This window comes from Pleurocapsa sp. PCC 7327 (assembly GCF_000317025.1).
Classification (GTDB): Bacteria; Cyanobacteriota; Cyanobacteriia; order Cyanobacteriales; family Microcystaceae; genus Hydrococcus.
The window spans coordinates 1,814,509-1,829,639 of sequence record NC_019689.1 but is presented as its reverse complement, the minus strand read 5'-3'; the positions used below and the strand labels follow the sequence as shown (position 1 = coordinate 1,829,639).

Below are 15,131 nucleotides of genomic sequence, written 5' to 3'. Positions count from 1 at the left end.
GCTATGACTTCTGTCTGCCGTATGAGCAAATCTTAAGTTGGTTTGTTATCTTCTATACCAGTAGAGAAACGAACCAAGCGATGCCTGTACCCATTCTATAAACGATAGCGACTGAGAGGTTTCCTAACCATCAAAGTTTAGGTTGGTTTTTTTAGAGGTTTGCAGTGGAAGTAAACACGCTAGTTCAGAGACTAAAACACTTTCAAAAGAACTTATACGAACTGTATCAAGAGAGCAAAGCCCCAGTAGAAAAACAACCCGATCGATTGTTACCAGCTGTTTACAAAGAACTCGGTACAGCCTCGGAAGCACTACAGGTAGCTGTAGATGAACTAATCGCACAAACTGAGAAGCTGGCAGCGATACAAATACAGTTAGAAACAGAACGCCAAAACTACAAAAACTTGTTTGACTTCTTGTCTGAAGCTCACTTAGTAACCGATCCCCGTGGCAAGATTTTGCAAGCTAACCAGGCAGCGGCAGATCTACTGAAGGTTGAGTTACGGTTTTTGCTAGGCAAACCGCTAGACATCTTCTTCATCCCACAAGAGCGGCAGACATTTCCTGCTAAACTAAGCCAGATACGCCAATGCGATCGCGCTCAAAAATGGAGAGTTGGCTTGCAGTCCCGTAATGGCGAAACCATACCAGTGTCTCTGACTGTCGCTCCTAGCCGCGATGCTTCTGGCAAGCTAATCGCTCTCAACTGGAGCTTGTGCGAGATCGCCAAAAAACGTGCCGGGATCGAGCCGCAATCAACTATTAGCAAAGACTTCAGCCAGTCCCGCCCCAAGCACGTCTATCAGCGAGGAGAAATTATTCCCCTAGAACCCACTAAGCTTTGGCTAGTCTGCCAAGGTTGGGTCAAGCTGAGTACAACCTGTGAAAGCGGCGATGAGGTAATTGTCGGACTAGCAGGACGGGATATGTCTTTTGGCTCTAGTATGACCTCTTTATCTACTTATCAAGCCATAGCCCTCTCAGAAGAAGTTCGGTTAGTGGCTATTTCCCTAAGCGAGATAAACAATTCCCCTCGTCTCAAAGAAATTATTTTTTCTCAAATTGCCCAGCGGTTGCGGCTAACCGAATCCCTTTTAGCTATTTCTGGAGTGCGACAAGTTGAAGAGCGCGTTTACCATTTTCTGTTGTGGTTGAAACAGCATTTTGGTCAAAAAGTACCACAAGGCGATCGCTTGAGCGTTCGTCTTACTCATCAGGAACTTGCCAATGCTTGCAGCACTACCAGAGTCACGGTTACTAGAGTGTTAGGCAAGTTAAAAAAACAGGGCAAAATTACTTATGACTCCAAGCACCACATGATTTTTACTAACGCCAGCCAACAGCTATCCAGCAACTGCTAAAACAATAAGAAAAAAGGTATCGTCTAGCCAAGAACAATACCTTTTTTTCTTCTGCTAGTTGTTCCCTAACCAAAAGCAGCTTATTTCAAAAAAAATGTTTTTCCTATCCGTCTTTGGAAATAAAAATTAAAAGTACAAGCTCGCATAGATTATTGGTCTAATCTAAGAGAAAATGCGGCCGCTCTGTCCGGGATATTAAGTAAACTTGTTACTAGCTATACACAAGTTCTCTCATCAGAAAGAAGCTTTTAACTATAGACTTTGATATTTTAAAACGATTGAGAACCTTGGTATCTTCTGACTAATTTACTAGCATCAGTTGGAGGTTGTTGGGAAAGCCTAGTTTTTGTCATGCCCACTCTCGGTGAAATTTGTTAAGACTATAACGTGGCTAAGTCTTAGAGATTCAAAGCCTCATCAATCCGCGCTCTAAGATTGGTTACGACTTCCTCGATCGCAATTTCTTGGGATTGTTTGCCAGCACGTTCTACCAATTCGACTTTGCCTTGTTTAATGGCGCGTCCAGTGACGATACGATAGGGAATCCCAATCAAATCGGCATCTTTAAATTTAACGCCTGCTCGTTCGTCGCGATCGTCTAAGAGAGTTTCTATGCCAGCGCGATTTAACTCGTGATAAAGCTTTTGGGCGACTTCCACTTGCTCTCGATCGTTGATATTGGGAATAACGACGATCGCGTGATAAGGGGCGATCGCAACGGGCCAAATAATCCCATCTTTATCGTAGGATTGCTCGACGGCAGCTTGTGCCAAGCGGGAAACGCCGATACCATAGCATCCCATCACTAAAGGCAATTCCTCGCCCTGTTCGTTAGTATAAGTCGCGCCCATGGCTTGAGAATATTTCGTTCCCAACTGAAAGATATGTCCGACTTCGATTCCTCTCGTACTTTGAAGAATTTGAGAAGGATCGTGAATGGCGCGATCGCCCGGACGAGCTTTTCTGATATCTACCACCAACTCTGGTAACTGAAATTCCTTGCCCCAGTTCGCCCCGACGACGTGATAGCCAGATTCATTGGCACCGGTGACGAAATTTTTGAGATCGACGACGGTTTTATCTGCCAAACGCAGAAATTCAGAGATAACATCCTTAACCGAACTAATATAATCGTCGGGCAGATCGGGAGCAATATAGCCTAACGGTAAAGGTTTAGCCGCCCATTTTTGTTGCGCCGATTCATCCGGAACTCTCAGCGCCAACAATGTTTTTGCTTGATACCGAGGCGCTAACCGGACTAATTCATTCTGTAGCTTCACCTCATTGACATCCTGGTCGCCTCGGATGTGGACTAGCGCCAGCACCAGCGTACCATTGTCATAAAGCGCTTCGTAAAGTACGTTTTTGACAACTGCCGTAGTCGAACACTTAAGGAACTTAGCCAGCTTCTCAATCGTCTCCGTTCCCGGCGTTTCCAGCTTTTCATATTTTTTGAACGGCGAAGGTTCGACTTCTGGGGGAAGAGAAATTGCTTTTTCTACGTTTGCCGAATACTTACCATCTTCAGTGTAGAGGACTTCATCTTCGCCCGCATCTGCCAACACCATAAATTCTTGAGAAGCCGAACCGCCGATCGCGCCAGAATCCGCTTCAACGGCTCTAAAGGCAAGCCCGCAGCGACGGAAAATCTTGCAGTAAGCCCTATCCATGTCCTGATAAATCGCTCTCAAGCTTTCCTCGTCAGCACTGAAGGAGTAAGCATCTTTCATGATGAATTCCCGTCCCCGCATCAATCCAAAACGAGGGCGAATTTCATCTCTAAATTTTGTTTGAATTTGGTAGAGATTGAGCGGCAGTTGGCGGTAAGAGCGAATCATTTCTTTGGCAATCGTCGTAATGACCTCTTCATGGGTCGGTCCCAGTCCTAATTCCCGTTCTTGTCTGTCGGTGAGGGCAAACATGATCCCTTCTGCTTTCGTATAAGTATCCCAGCGTCCCGATTCTCTCCACAAATCCGAGGGTTGCAGTTGCGGCAGCAAGCATTCCTGCGCGCCCGTAGCGTTCATTTCTTCTCGCACGATTTGGGAGATTTTTTGCAAGACTCGCCACATCAGGGGTAAGTAGGCATAAATCCCACTACCAATACGACGAATATACCCCGCCCGCACTAGAAGTTTATGACTTGGAATTTCTGCTTCTGCTGGTTCTTCTCGCAGCGTGACAAAGAGCATCTGAGACAGTTGCATTATTTGTTCCCTCGCACTTACCAAACGATTATTATCCTATCCGCTCAGATAGTTAGTTGTTAGTCGATAGTCGATAGTGTCTGTCTACTGGCGATCGACCAACTTTCACTATCTTAAATGTAAGTAGCCCTAGGTACGATGTTTAACTTTACACAGATGGGCGACAGTTCGATAGCGTGGCATACAAGTTGACTACCTTGCCGATAACCGCGATCGCGGGAGCTTCAAAGCGAGTTTCTTCGACTTGTCGGACAATCGTTGCCAAAGTGCCGACCAATTCTTCTTGTTCTGGTAGGGTTCCCCAGCGCACTAGGGCAATCGGCGTATCTGAACTCAACCCGCCCTCGATTAGTTCGGGTACGATGTTGGCGAGGTTGTGAATGCCCATGTAAATAACGATTGTTTCAGAACCTTGAGCGATCGCTCCCCAATTGACTTGAGGGCGATATTTGCCCGCCGCTTCGTGTCCGGTAACAAAGGTCACCGAGGAACTGTACCCGCGATAGGTCAGGGGAATGCCTGCATAGGCGGGGGCAGCAATTCCAGAAGTAACCCCAGGCACGACTTCTACGGGAACTCCCGCTTTTACCAAGTCTTCCATTTCTTCGCCGCCGCGACCGAAGACAAACGGATCGCCACCTTTCAGCCTAACTACGACGGCATTGGTTCTTGCCTTTTCAATTAAAATCCGCGTCGTTTCCGACTGTAATTTGGAGTGACGACCTCGCCGTTTCCCCGCGTCAATGCGTTCTGCCCGATCGCCAATCATTGCCAGGATGGGAGGACTGACGAGAGCATCATAAATAACTACATCGGCGTGTTCTAGGAGTTGCTTGCCTTTAAGGGTCATCAACCCCGGATCTCCCGGTCCTGCGCCTACTAAATACACTTTTCCCAAATACTGTTGCGTTTCTACTCGCGCCATTCGTCGATCTCTTCAATAATTAAATCCGCTAATTCTGCCGTTGCTCCTAGCGGTTCTCCCAAAAGTAATTTGAGCTTTGGAAAAGCTTGCTGGAGTTGTTGGATCTGTTGGGCGATCGCGTCTGTAATTCCTCCAGAAAATAGAAAGTAAGGTAAGATGGCGATACTTTGCTCGCCCGATCTCGCTAAAGTCTCGACTCGTTCGGCTAAAGTCGGCGATGCCGACCAATAGGCAGGAATGGCACCCAGTCGAGAGGCAATTTCCTGACAGGGTTGGTTTCCTCCCGGACGACGACTGCCATGGGACAATAAAATTCTCGCTTGAGCGGGTAGTCGTTCTAGTTGTTGTGTTAGTAGGTTTGCTAACCTCGGATAGCTTCCCAAATAAGGGCGTAATTCTACCCGTACCGATTTTCCTAGCGCTCGTTGGGCGATCGCAACTTCTCTGGGAATATCTTCTTTGACGTGAACCCCAGCTAGTAAAAAAAGAGGCAAGATTTCTAGGCAGTTCAATCCCGCTTTTCGTGCTTTTTGGGCAACTCGTTCGATCGTTGCGTGTAAGGGAGCGGGTGCTGCTTCCAAGCAAGCTGTATCGATTAGCGATAGTGCGGGTTGGTTCGGGGCTGCCGCAGCTCCCTCTAATTCTGGCTTGAGATCCCTTGACCGGGCGATCGCTGGTTTCTTTTGACGCAACCGAGAAGCCAATTGCTTTAAGGCAATCTGAGGACGAGGATCGCGACTGCCGTGAGATACTAAAAGATGAGCGGATGCTACTTGCAAGGTTTCTTAAGAAAAGCTTGAGGTCGAGCTGATTACATTGTAAAGGATATTGATTCTATCTTAACCAAGGGTATTGCCATAATCGCTCTTGCCCAAATAAACTAGCTAGGTTGCTACGATTGACTAAGAAATTTACTCTTTTTGGATCTGAGGATGGCTAATTCGCTTCCAGCGATTGATGAGAGGCTCCCAGAGAGCATGAGGTAGATTGGGGCGAAGATGGCCAAAAGTCCAAAAAAGACGATAGATAGGCGATCGCACGAGCCAGTGCCATTCCCTGCTATTTTTCAGGATAAAATGGGCATCTTTGACAACAGACCCGTACCAGGTCTCGATCGCACCGCGCAAGGTCATTTTTTTCCCATAAAGCCGATTGGTGGCGAGAGCCTCTCGATAGGTTCTTTGATAAACTTTGAAAAGTGGCTCGTTGTGGGAGTGATAGACGGCGGCTTCGGGTTCGTAAACAATTTGGTAACCCAGTCCTAACATGGCTCGCGCCCACTCTCGATCTTCGCTTCCAGTCAAGGTTTCATCAAATGGATGCTCCTGCCAACACCGATAGCGAATGGCGGAGTTGGCATTAGAAAAGTCATGCTCGTACCATTTGTCAAGTCTTGTTTGCAAGCGCAGGCGATCGCCATAAAATTCTAGATAATCTCGTCGAACTGGCGGCCAAGCATCGGGTTGTGGCACTTGTTTTCCATAGGTGCCTGCGACTTGCGAATCGTCAAAGTGCTTGACTAAATTTTTCAACCAATAGCGATCGCAAGGAAAGGCATGAGCGCTCAGCGAAACAACTACTTCTCCTCTAGCTGCTTGAAAGCCAATATTTAAAGAGCGACCGAAAGTAAATTCTTCGGGCGCTATTTGAATTAAATTAATATCGCTGTGCTGCTTGACAATTTCAACCGTTCCATCGGTAGAACCCGAATCAACAACAAGAATTTCAATCGGCTGCCAAGATTGGTTTCGGATTGATTCTAAAGCTTTTGAAATATCTCTGGCTTCATTCTTAGTGCGTATCAATACACTGACTGTAGTTCCCATAACAATTTCTTGCCAGACTTTTCATGCCCAAACTATCACAGCGATCGCTTCTAGTCCAGGGTTATTTCATTCTGATTGCAGTTAACCAAGAAATGAATTTCTTGGCTCAAAATTTAAGTCCGTCTTATAGAACTTAAGAGATTAGACAGAGAATTTATTCTCTGGCTTTCGAGAATGAAATAGCCCTGCTTCTAGTCCAACATATTGGCAAGCTTTCTTTGCATAACTTTTGGGAACTTATGCGGATATTTTAAGACATATGCGATTCTGATCCAATTCTCTTGTAAAAACAACTTGAGTTGGGCAGACAAAGGTAGATATCGGCGATAATATCTATATAACTTAATAATTCGTTGGTTGGTTTTGCCAGCTTTTAAATCTTCAAAAGTTTTTGTCCCTTCCAATCTTCTGTGATTGCCCCAAGTTTCATCGACATAGTGAAGATTGGCAACTCGAACGGCTCTAAGAATAAAATCTAAATCCATTGAATAATGATCGTCAACGTTATAATATCCAACTCTCTGGTGGAGCGAAGCATGATAAAAATAAGCGGCTGGATTGTAGGGATAGGGGTTTCTATCTGGGTACATTAATAGGTCATACAAACTCAATTTAGCTGGCTGATTAAATTCTATTAACTCGCCTGATTCTCCTATCACCTTACAGTTACCAGCTACAAAGCTGGGTTCTGGCAAGGTTTTAAAAATTTCCAAGACTCGATTGAGAACGTTCGGCTCATAAAAATCATCAACATTTAAAAATCCTACGATCTCCCCCTGTGCCAAATTAATTCCCTTATTCATTGCATCCGACTGCCCTCTATCTTTTTCAGAAATCCAACGGATGTGTGGATATTTTTGGGCATATTCTTGAATAATTTCAACGGTGCGATCGCTCGATCCGCCATCGACAATGATATGCTCGACATCCGGGCAATTTTGGTCGATGACTGCTTGAATACAAGATTCGATGAATCGCTCGCCGTTGTAAACGGGCGTGATGATGCTAATCATGGGCAGCTAACGTTTTGGCTTTTGACAACAGAATCTGCTCGTATAAGTCGATATAGCGCCTGATTTGTAGATCGAGGGAATATTCTGCCAGCGCGATCGCGCGACATTCCCGACTCATGCGCTCGCGCAAACTATTATCCTCTAAAAGTTGCACAATACCATTGTTGAGATCGCTAGCATTTCCAGGTTCGGCTAGATACCCCGTAATCCCAGGTCTAACTAAGTCGGGAACGCCGCCTATTTTAAATGAAACCATCGGAGTTCCGCAACTCATACTTTCTTGTAACATCAGAGGGAGATTATCGGCGCGAGTTGGGAAGATAAATAAGTCGGCGGCAGAATAGGCGATCGCTTTGAAGCGAGCATGACTGACATAGCCGAGATTGAGGGTTTCTATGCCAACAACTTCTGAAATCGCTTCACTGCTGTTGCCGATAGTCAGCAAAATGGTTTCGGCTTTCACAGAGGCTGGCAAGCTAGAGAGGGCTTGCAGTAAAATATTGCTGCCTTTGCGGGGATCTTTGATACTATCAGCTCCGAACATCAAAACTTTTTTGTCTGCCTGGATGCCTAAAAGTTCTTTACAGATTGCCGGATCGCGAGGCTGATAAGCATCTACGTCGATTCCGTTGGGGATGTGATGAATGGGGAAGCGATTGAGCATACTTAGCTTGGCTAATCCGGCAAGCCAGCGACTGGGGGTTACGACGGTCAGATCGGAGCGACGATAAACCCAGTCTTTTAGCTTCCACACCAAGCGAGTATTGTCTTTTTTAATGGCTGGATAGATATGGGGATAAGGACATCGACCGCAGCCGATTTTCCAGCGATCGCAGTCGTAGCTGTAGCTGCAATGTCCCGTAAAACTCCACATATCGTGGAGGGTAAAAACAGCGGGCTTGTTTTCTGTCAATAAGGGAATTGCTAAGTAGTTAAACGTGCCTCCGTGAAGGTTATGAAAGTTGAGGAGATCGGCATTTTGGTAAAACTCGTGTTTGAGAATATCAAAAGCGCCAACGTACTGAACATAGTTGAATCCGAGAGGTCGCGTAATCGAGGCGATGGGATTTTCTAGGCGATGCTTGCGAGGAATCGTCGCGACGCGATCGCTTTTACTTTGACTCCTTCCCACTAACAGACGCGAGTCAATGCCGCGATCGAGTAAGCCTCGATGAAGAGAATAGCTCGCGATCGCAGCGCCCCCAGAAAGATCGGATTGGTTAATATGTAAAACCTTCAGCATATTAATGAAGCATAAATTAACTCCATCTGTCGCGCCACGTTCTGCCAAGATAGTTCGATTGCTCTGAGCCGAGCCGCTCTTGCCATCTCCTGACAAATGTTAGGGCTATTGTACAAGTCTAAGATGGTTTTTACACACAGTTCTACATTATTGTCCGAAATGAGAATTGCTTCTTTGCCGGGAAGGTAAGCTCGAATTGAAGTCAAATCTGTAGAGATTATCGGCAAACCACAAGCCATGCCCTCTAAAATAGCATTGTTAGCAGTCGCGCCAAATAGGGGTAGGAATAGTACGTCAGACTGCTGATAGAGTTTCAGTAATTGGGTATCGTCGATATCTTTGTAGATATATATATTTTTCTGTTCGGGCGAGGCAGAAACTTTTGGGGAGACAATGTGGAATTCGATATCTGCATGGGTTTGTAACCGCTCTGCCACAGCTAAAACACGATCGTAATCCCGCAGCCAAGAACCAACGCTAAGACAGCGAAACTTGTCCGTTTTTTGCGATTCAGTGGCGGGATGAAAATAATTTACATCTACACCATGTAAGACGAGCGAGATTTTATGTTTTGGCAAATATTGCTCGAAGTAAGCAGTTTGGTCTGGAGAAATGACAATAACGCGATCGAGACGGCGAACGATATCAACATTTAAGAGAAACTCTAAATCTTGGGGCGGTTGGTGAAAAGTTGCGACAATCGATGCTTTTTTTCTTAAAAATTTCAATTTACGAATTAAAGATGGTAAATACTGTAAAGAGTGTTCGCCATCGAGATAATGAACTATGTCGGCACGACCTCGCAACCACTGACCTAGCGCAACCGTTTCTGCCATCAAATCGTTGAGATCGTACTCTCGGACTCCATTTTTCTTAATCCAATGCCTGAGACGCTTTTTGATTCTGGGACTGGTGATGGGAAAATTACTTTCTCCCATCGGCACGACGCGATCGTCTATTTTAAATTTTTCTGGATCGATATACTCAACAAACCTATTGATTCCCGTGTATTTTCCCCAATGGGGATAATGAGTACGAATTAGGTGTACGCCGCATTTATGCATTTTGCGTTTGGAATTTATAAACGGCTTTTCGCTCGCTTCGACAACACTACAGACGGTTCGACTTGGGTAACGACTTTTTCTAAGGACAGCGTGCGCCGAGTGCCTTTTTTGGCATTGACTTGATAGACTTTCTTGTTGGTGATATCTAAGCCAGTTAACCAACCGCTGTTTGGATGGTAAGCTCCTGTATCGATATCCAGCCACCCCGCACCGGAAACCAGTTGACCGGGTTTAACGCCTGGAAAGGTAAAGGTGATAGTATGCCCGGTAATAATGAGCTTATCGGCAAAATAAGGCTGCGTCATGCTGTGGAATTCATCTCGAATCCAACAAAAATGATCGGCTGTTTGGGTTTCAATTGGCATCTGGGGATGAACTCCAGCATGAACTAACCAAATATCTCCTAAATCCAAATAGGTGGGCAGGGTTTTCATCCAATCGAGATGATCTTGGGGAATGTTATTGTCGTAGCTGACTAAGGTAGCATAGCCGCCGCTATAGAGCCAAGCTTGGAACACATTCTTGACAATCTGACCGTTCCCCACCGCATCGAGTAGCAATTGCTCGTGGTTTCCTAGCAAACACTTGTATTTGTTAGCGAGAACGAAGTCTACTACCTTGGCGCTGTGAGGTCCTCGGTCGATCAAGTCTCCTAAAAAGTATACCTGGTCGTCGCTTGCAGGAGCGATCGCGTCTAGCAAGGAGATAAGCGCGTTGTAATGTCCGTGAACGTCACCTATAACAATTCGGCGATGGGTCATTGCTTCCTATCGGAATCGGAGTATTTGTATAAGGCTTCCCAAACTTGGCGGGAAAATTCATCTTTCGACATCTATTGTGACACACTCCCTATCGAGCCGATTCCAGATCGGAGATCGGTCATCGATCGTTGGTCATTGGGATTGGGAGAAAGGGGAAAGGGCAAAGGACATTTTCATTTTTCCCCCTTCCCCTTTTCCCTTGTCCCTAAAAAAAATTCGTCATTGGTCATTTGTTAGTGGTTAGTCGTTAATTGTCCCTCCAGTCTCCTTGTCTCCTCGTCCCCCAGTCTCCGAGTTCCCAACTCTACCTCTCCTGGGTTGAGCAAGTTTGCTAAACTGCACAGTATAGCTTTATCGTGTCTGTCAAATCGCGTGTCTTTGTCTGCACTCACAAAAATTAATATTCTCAAACAGCCCACTCAATCGGCTTGGATCGAACAGGCGATCGCCAATTTAGACATTATCCTACTCGATCGTTCTCACTGCGAGCGAAAAGCTGCGGGGGTCGCCTTGAATTTAATGTTTCGCTACCCTTCTTACGCGCCTCTAGTGCGAAAATTAACTGCGATCGCGCAAGAAGAACTAGAACATTTCGAGCAAGTCAACTAGTGGCTAGATCGGCGCGGAATCCCTCTAGCCCCGCTTGCGTCGTCCCCCTATGGCGCTCGACTAAAGGCTCAAATTCGTCGCGACGAACCAGAGCGATTGCTCGATTCCTTGCTAGTATCAGCTCCGATCGAAGCACGCTCTCACGAACGGTTGGGATTGCTGGGCGAATCTTGTCCCGAACCGGAGTTAGCTAAATTTTATCGCAGTTTGACAGCATCCGAGGCACGTCACTACGGAACTTACTGGATTTTAGCAGATAGCTATTTCGAGCGAGAGCTAGTCCGGCAGCGTCTGGATGAATTAGCTGCAATTGAAAGCCAAATCTTATCTTCTCTGTATCCAGAACCGAGAATTCATAGTTAGAGGGCTGGTTGACTGACAAATCTTTGTCCCCTCATCCCTAAATCCCTTCTCTCACAAGGGGCGAAGGGACTTTAGTCCAAAGTCTTAAGTGGAAAGCCCCTCTCCCGCTCTGGGAGAGGGGTTGGGGTGAGGGCGATTTGAGTTTTGTCACTCAACTAGGTTAGAGGGTTTGCTGTCAGCCATTTAATGCTCGATCGACTGCCATGTATTAATAGCCAGTAGCGCGAGCGTCCTGCTCGAACCACATACAGATTACGACTAATGAAACGGATTTGATACAAGCTAAAAATAGCCATTTAACCCTCAACAATTCCCAACCGAAGCAAGCAATTGCTCGTAACTATCCAAAGCCAATTCAAAGGAATAATGTTGTTCTGCATATTCTCTTCCCTTTTTGCCCAAAGCTTTCACTTTTTCTGGATTTGAGTAGAGTCCCAAAATGGCTTGGGCGAGTGCCTCGGGATCTTCTGGAGGAACGACGATCCCGCCACCGCTTTTTTTGATTGCCCTAGCAGCCGTTCCCTTGGCTGGAACCGAGGCAATAATGGCGCGACCGCTTGCCAGCAACACTTGAATTTTCGAGGGCATATTAAAACAGATAACGTTGTCTTTTTGCATCACCATTGCTACGTCTGCCGCTGCTAGCATCTGTGGAAGCCGTTCTCTGGGCTGAAAAGGTCGCAATAAAACATTTTTGACTCCGCGTTCTTGACAGTAACGATCTAGTCGCCTGAGAGCTTCCTTTTTACCGACAATAACAAAGGCTAGATCGGGAATATGTTGCACTCGTGCGGCTGCATCGATTAAGATTTCTAGGGGTTGGGTGAGGGCAATGTTGCCAGAATACATCACCACGAATTTATCTTCTAAGTGATTTTCAGTCCGAAAATAGTTATTTTCTTTTGAAAGTGGCTTGATAAAGTTAACATCGACCCAGTTAGGAATCTCGATGAGTTTATCGGCTGGAACACCTTTTTCAAGCAGGTTTTTGGTGAATCCATCAGCAATAACAGTAATTTTGGTAGCAGTTCGGTAGGCAAATTGCTCTAACTTGCGAAACAGGCAAATGACTTTTTCGTTCTCGATCAGTCCGACGTGAACGGCGGCATCTGGTAAGATATCTTGAAGATTCAAAACGATTGGGGTGCGGTAAAACCATCCGAGTAAGGCAGCAGGAAGGCACACTGGCAGTCCCGGTATGGTTAGGATGATTGCGTCGGGCCGCCAGCCCCGGAGTGCCTGGAAAAAGCTCAGAATCATGAAACTGACCTCGAAGAAGACTCGATTGCTCAGACTTCGATGACGGCGAATCCAAACATAAGAGCGCTGTATCTTAACCCCGTTACGTTCTTCTGTTAGGTATAGCTTCCCGCGATATTCTGGGGAAATTTCCCCAACTGGATACCAAGGCATGGCAGTAATGACGCGAACCTGATGACCTCGCCCAACCAATCCTTCGGCTAGTTCGGTCATCAGTGGAGCGATGCCAATGGGTTCGGGATAATAATTATATGAGTAAAGCAGGATGCGCATATCCTAACCTATAGGTCAACTGGAATTTTAACAGGTTTAAAAAGGATGAAATATGTCTAATGTATGATGCGGATCTGATGCAACTCGATCGATTAGAGTTCCAGTCATTGTCGGCATTGGTTTTAGCATTGTTGTGAAAGATTTAACAAGAATATCTTAAGAACCAGAGATTAGGACAAAATAGAAAAGAGCCTTTGAAGATTTACGTACGGATACAAATATTTATGCTGCGATTACGAAAAGTTTTAACTGCATGCTTGCTGGTTACTTTGCTGTTACTATCTGCTTGTGCCACCCAAGCGCCTTCTCGTTTTGAGAGGGTACAACAAGAGAGTACCCAAAGAGGGGCAAAAGCTATCGTCCAAGAGTCGCTATCGGGTAGCAGCTTTAACAAGTTTTTTCCGGCTGGTACAGATGGCTACGATCGCGTCTACACTCAGGAGAAAACGGGATTTGCCGAGGCAAAGTTGAAAAAAGACGGCAAAGACGTAGCAGTGATGGCAATTTCCGATACGCTTAACAATCCCGGTGCCGTCGAGAAATTTCAGCAAAGTACCGAAAAGATTGGCGGCTATCCAGCCGTCAAACAGGGAAATAATGTAACGGCAGTTTTGGTCAACAATCGTTTCCAAGTCAAAGTGCTGTCTCGCGATGCTTCTTTTACAGAAAGCGATCGCCAAGCTTGGCTAGAAAAATTCGACTTAGATGGCTTAGCGAAAATTAGCAGCCAGCCAACTGCGACTGCTAAGTAGGGATCGCTGAGTGACGAGCAGGAAGAACTTTCACCTCCCTCTCCCATAACAAATAACTGACAACCGATAATAAAGGACAAAGGAGAAAATTGTGAGTAAGCCAATTTACGAACTGGTCAACGAACTGCCGACGAATAATATAACGATTATGGTGCTGCGATCGCTCGATTTCGTCGTACCGGGACAGTGGGAAAACTTAGTCGGTTTTGAAAATACAATTCGCAAGGTGACCGGAGAAACTGACGAAGCTATAATTCAACAAATCGGCGAGCGTGCGGTTCGCCTTTTTAACGATAAGTCTCAGGGATACCAACGCGCCCTCTGGCTATACCAGACCGTCGATAGTACCGATAGCGCCATTGGAACAGCGGCTTTGGCCAATAAAATAGGCGAGAAAATTTCTCTACTTGGGTTTTTAAACCGCATTACCCCCAATCCAGAAAAAGCGCAGGCGATCGACCTGGCCATTAAATTAGTGGTCGAGTTGGTCGCTTTTTGTCAAATTAACGGCATTCCCGGCGATAGCATTGGCGATTTTGTTGCCTCTTTAGCCGACTATAGCGGCGAGTCGTTGATGCGGATGGCAGCTTTGGTCTGCATAGACGGTTTGATTCCCCTCGGACCGGATTTTATTCTCAAAGCGCAGTCAACTCTTGGCAATCTCTCTCCCCAAGAACTAGACAAAAATTCTACCTTTAATCGGATTAAAAGTCTGGTTCCCGGCGACAGGGTTGGCAGTCAATTAGATTTTATTGCTACTAGCTTTGATTCTGTCAAAGGATGGATGGGCAATTTCGTTGCCGAGAGAGATTTAACCCCTCAAAAAATTGCTAGCAAAATTCAAAGTTTCGTAGAAGTTTCTGAGGATAAATTGGACTATTTAGCCGCTTTTCTTGATATGACGACTAATTATTACGAGCATACGGGAATCCAGACCTTAGCCAGAAGGTTAATCGAGCGAGCCGTCGCAGAAATTTGATGAGGTGTTAGTAGTTAGGAGGTAGTAGTTATCGAATAATTACTAACTACCAACAATTAACCAGAAATCTTTTTTTTCATTACCAAACAATTGCGGGCTTCTGAGGCGCGAACGTACTGGAGATCGTCGGTGAGTTCTTGCATGAAGAATAGCCCGCGATCGCCTTCTTTTTCTAGGGGATCGGTTGGATTTTGACGTAAAGCCTTCAGTTTGGCATGAATGTCGAAAGGAGATCCCCAATCCCAGATGCGGATTTCTAAATAGTTGCTAAATATATTTAATTCTATATCGATTGGCGTTGTTGTTGGCAGGTGTTGATGGGCGTAGCGAACTGTATTTGTAAATCCTTCTGCTAGTGCTAATTTACATTGCCATCGACACTTTTCTGGCAAGATCGGTTCTGTATTGCGCTCGAACCACTGTAAGACTATCGTCAAAGCTTCTATATGAGTTTTAACTCGGAGCCGAAATTGTTCGCGCAATTGTTCGTCTGAG

13 protein-coding genes and 1 pseudogene are annotated in these 15,131 nt (G+C 45.7%); 4 read left to right on the top strand and 10 right to left on the bottom strand.

Annotated elements, in window-relative coordinates:
- The first annotated feature begins 164 nt into the window (after positions 1 to 164).
- Complete coding sequence (locus tag PLE7327_RS08125) at positions 165 to 1,361, top strand: helix-turn-helix domain-containing protein (RefSeq protein ID WP_015143371.1); 1,197 nt, start codon at positions 165 to 167, stop codon at positions 1,359 to 1,361.
- Between the two features lie 398 nt (positions 1,362 to 1,759).
- On the opposite strand, the gene proS is transcribed toward PLE7327_RS08125, so the two are convergent.
- The 8 genes from proS to PLE7327_RS08085 form a co-directional block, all read right to left on the bottom strand.
- Complete coding sequence (proS, locus tag PLE7327_RS08120) at positions 1,760 to 3,568, bottom strand: proline--tRNA ligase (protein WP_015143370.1); 1,809 nt, start codon at positions 3,566 to 3,568, stop codon at positions 1,760 to 1,762.
- Positions 3,569 to 3,716: 148 nt separating this feature from the next.
- Entirely contained in the window at positions 3,717 to 4,493 is a 777-nt protein-coding gene (cobA, locus tag PLE7327_RS08115) for a uroporphyrinogen-III C-methyltransferase (RefSeq protein WP_015143369.1), read from the bottom strand.
- On the bottom strand, positions 4,481 to 5,272 hold the full coding sequence (locus tag PLE7327_RS08110) for a sirohydrochlorin chelatase (RefSeq protein ID WP_015143368.1): 792 nt from the start codon (positions 5,270 to 5,272) through the stop codon (positions 4,481 to 4,483). The genes cobA and PLE7327_RS08110 overlap by 13 nt, the downstream gene beginning before the upstream one ends.
- 132 nt (positions 5,273 to 5,404) lie before the next feature.
- The gene (locus tag PLE7327_RS08105) at positions 5,405 to 6,319 is read right to left on the bottom strand and encodes a glycosyltransferase family 2 protein (RefSeq protein WP_015143367.1); all 915 of its coding nucleotides are present in this window, start codon (positions 6,317 to 6,319) and stop codon (positions 5,405 to 5,407) included.
- Between the two features lie 191 nt (positions 6,320 to 6,510).
- Positions 6,511 to 7,332, bottom strand: coding sequence for a glycosyltransferase family 2 protein (locus tag PLE7327_RS08100; protein WP_015143366.1), 822 nt, complete (start codon positions 7,330 to 7,332; stop codon positions 6,511 to 6,513).
- Positions 7,325 to 8,572, bottom strand: coding sequence for a glycosyltransferase family 4 protein (locus tag PLE7327_RS08095; RefSeq protein WP_041393006.1), 1,248 nt, complete (start codon positions 8,570 to 8,572; stop codon positions 7,325 to 7,327). Before PLE7327_RS08095 ends, PLE7327_RS08100 begins: the two co-directional genes overlap by 8 nt.
- On the bottom strand, positions 8,569 to 9,639 hold the full coding sequence (locus PLE7327_RS08090) for a glycosyltransferase family 4 protein (protein WP_015143364.1): 1,071 nt from the start codon (positions 9,637 to 9,639) through the stop codon (positions 8,569 to 8,571). The genes PLE7327_RS08095 and PLE7327_RS08090 overlap by 4 nt, the downstream gene beginning before the upstream one ends.
- A gap of 14 nt (positions 9,640 to 9,653) precedes the next feature.
- Positions 9,654 to 10,400: a metallophosphoesterase family protein gene (locus PLE7327_RS08085; protein WP_015143363.1), complete on the bottom strand. Its 747-nt coding sequence runs from the start codon at positions 10,398 to 10,400 to the stop codon at positions 9,654 to 9,656.
- Positions 10,401 to 10,772: 372 nt separating this feature from the next.
- On the opposite strand from PLE7327_RS08085, the pseudogene PLE7327_RS26425 reads away from it, so the two are divergent.
- Positions 10,773 to 11,372, top strand: a pseudogene (locus tag PLE7327_RS26425) (tRNA-(ms[2]io[6]A)-hydroxylase).
- 303 nt (positions 11,373 to 11,675) lie between these two features.
- Here the strand turns inward: PLE7327_RS26425 and PLE7327_RS08075 are convergent.
- Positions 11,676 to 12,905, bottom strand: coding sequence for a glycosyltransferase family 4 protein (locus tag PLE7327_RS08075; protein ID WP_015143362.1), 1,230 nt, complete (start codon positions 12,903 to 12,905; stop codon positions 11,676 to 11,678).
- 224 nt (positions 12,906 to 13,129) lie between these two features.
- Between PLE7327_RS08075 and PLE7327_RS08070 the strand changes: the two genes are divergently transcribed.
- Complete coding sequence (locus PLE7327_RS08070) at positions 13,130 to 13,657, top strand: hypothetical protein (RefSeq protein WP_015143361.1); 528 nt, start codon at positions 13,130 to 13,132, stop codon at positions 13,655 to 13,657.
- A gap of 91 nt (positions 13,658 to 13,748) precedes the next feature.
- Positions 13,749 to 14,636, top strand: a complete 888-nt coding sequence (locus PLE7327_RS08065; RefSeq protein ID WP_015143360.1) for a hypothetical protein — start codon at positions 13,749 to 13,751, stop codon at positions 14,634 to 14,636.
- A gap of 56 nt (positions 14,637 to 14,692) precedes the next feature.
- Here the strand turns inward: PLE7327_RS08065 and PLE7327_RS08060 are convergent, their stop codons facing one another.
- Positions 14,693 to 15,118, bottom strand: coding sequence for an ATP-binding protein (locus tag PLE7327_RS08060; RefSeq protein WP_041393004.1), 426 nt, complete (start codon positions 15,116 to 15,118; stop codon positions 14,693 to 14,695).
- Between the last annotated feature and the right edge of the window lie 13 nt (positions 15,119 to 15,131).

Bases quoted from the DNA above. Each gene is read 5' to 3' on its own strand.
- PLE7327_RS08085 (WP_015143363.1), bottom strand. From the start codon at position 10,400: ATGACCCATCGCCGAATTGTTATAGGTGACGTTCACGGACATTACAAC.
- PLE7327_RS08100 (WP_015143366.1), bottom strand. From the start codon at position 7,332: ATGATTAGCATCATCACGCCCGTTTACAACGGCGAGCGATTCATCGAA.
- PLE7327_RS08070 (WP_015143361.1), top strand. From the start codon at position 13,130: ATGCTGCGATTACGAAAAGTTTTAACTGCATGCTTGCTGGTTACTTTG.
- PLE7327_RS08090 (WP_015143364.1), bottom strand. From the start codon at position 9,639: ATGCATAAATGCGGCGTACACCTAATTCGTACTCATTATCCCCATTGG.
- proS (WP_015143370.1), bottom strand. From the start codon at position 3,568: ATGCAACTGTCTCAGATGCTCTTTGTCACGCTGCGAGAAGAACCAGCA.
- cobA (WP_015143369.1), bottom strand. From the start codon at position 4,493: ATGGCGCGAGTAGAAACGCAACAGTATTTGGGAAAAGTGTATTTAGTA.
- PLE7327_RS08075 (WP_015143362.1), bottom strand. From the start codon at position 12,905: ATGCGCATCCTGCTTTACTCATATAATTATTATCCCGAACCCATTGGC.
- PLE7327_RS08105 (WP_015143367.1), bottom strand. From the start codon at position 6,319: ATGGGAACTACAGTCAGTGTATTGATACGCACTAAGAATGAAGCCAGA.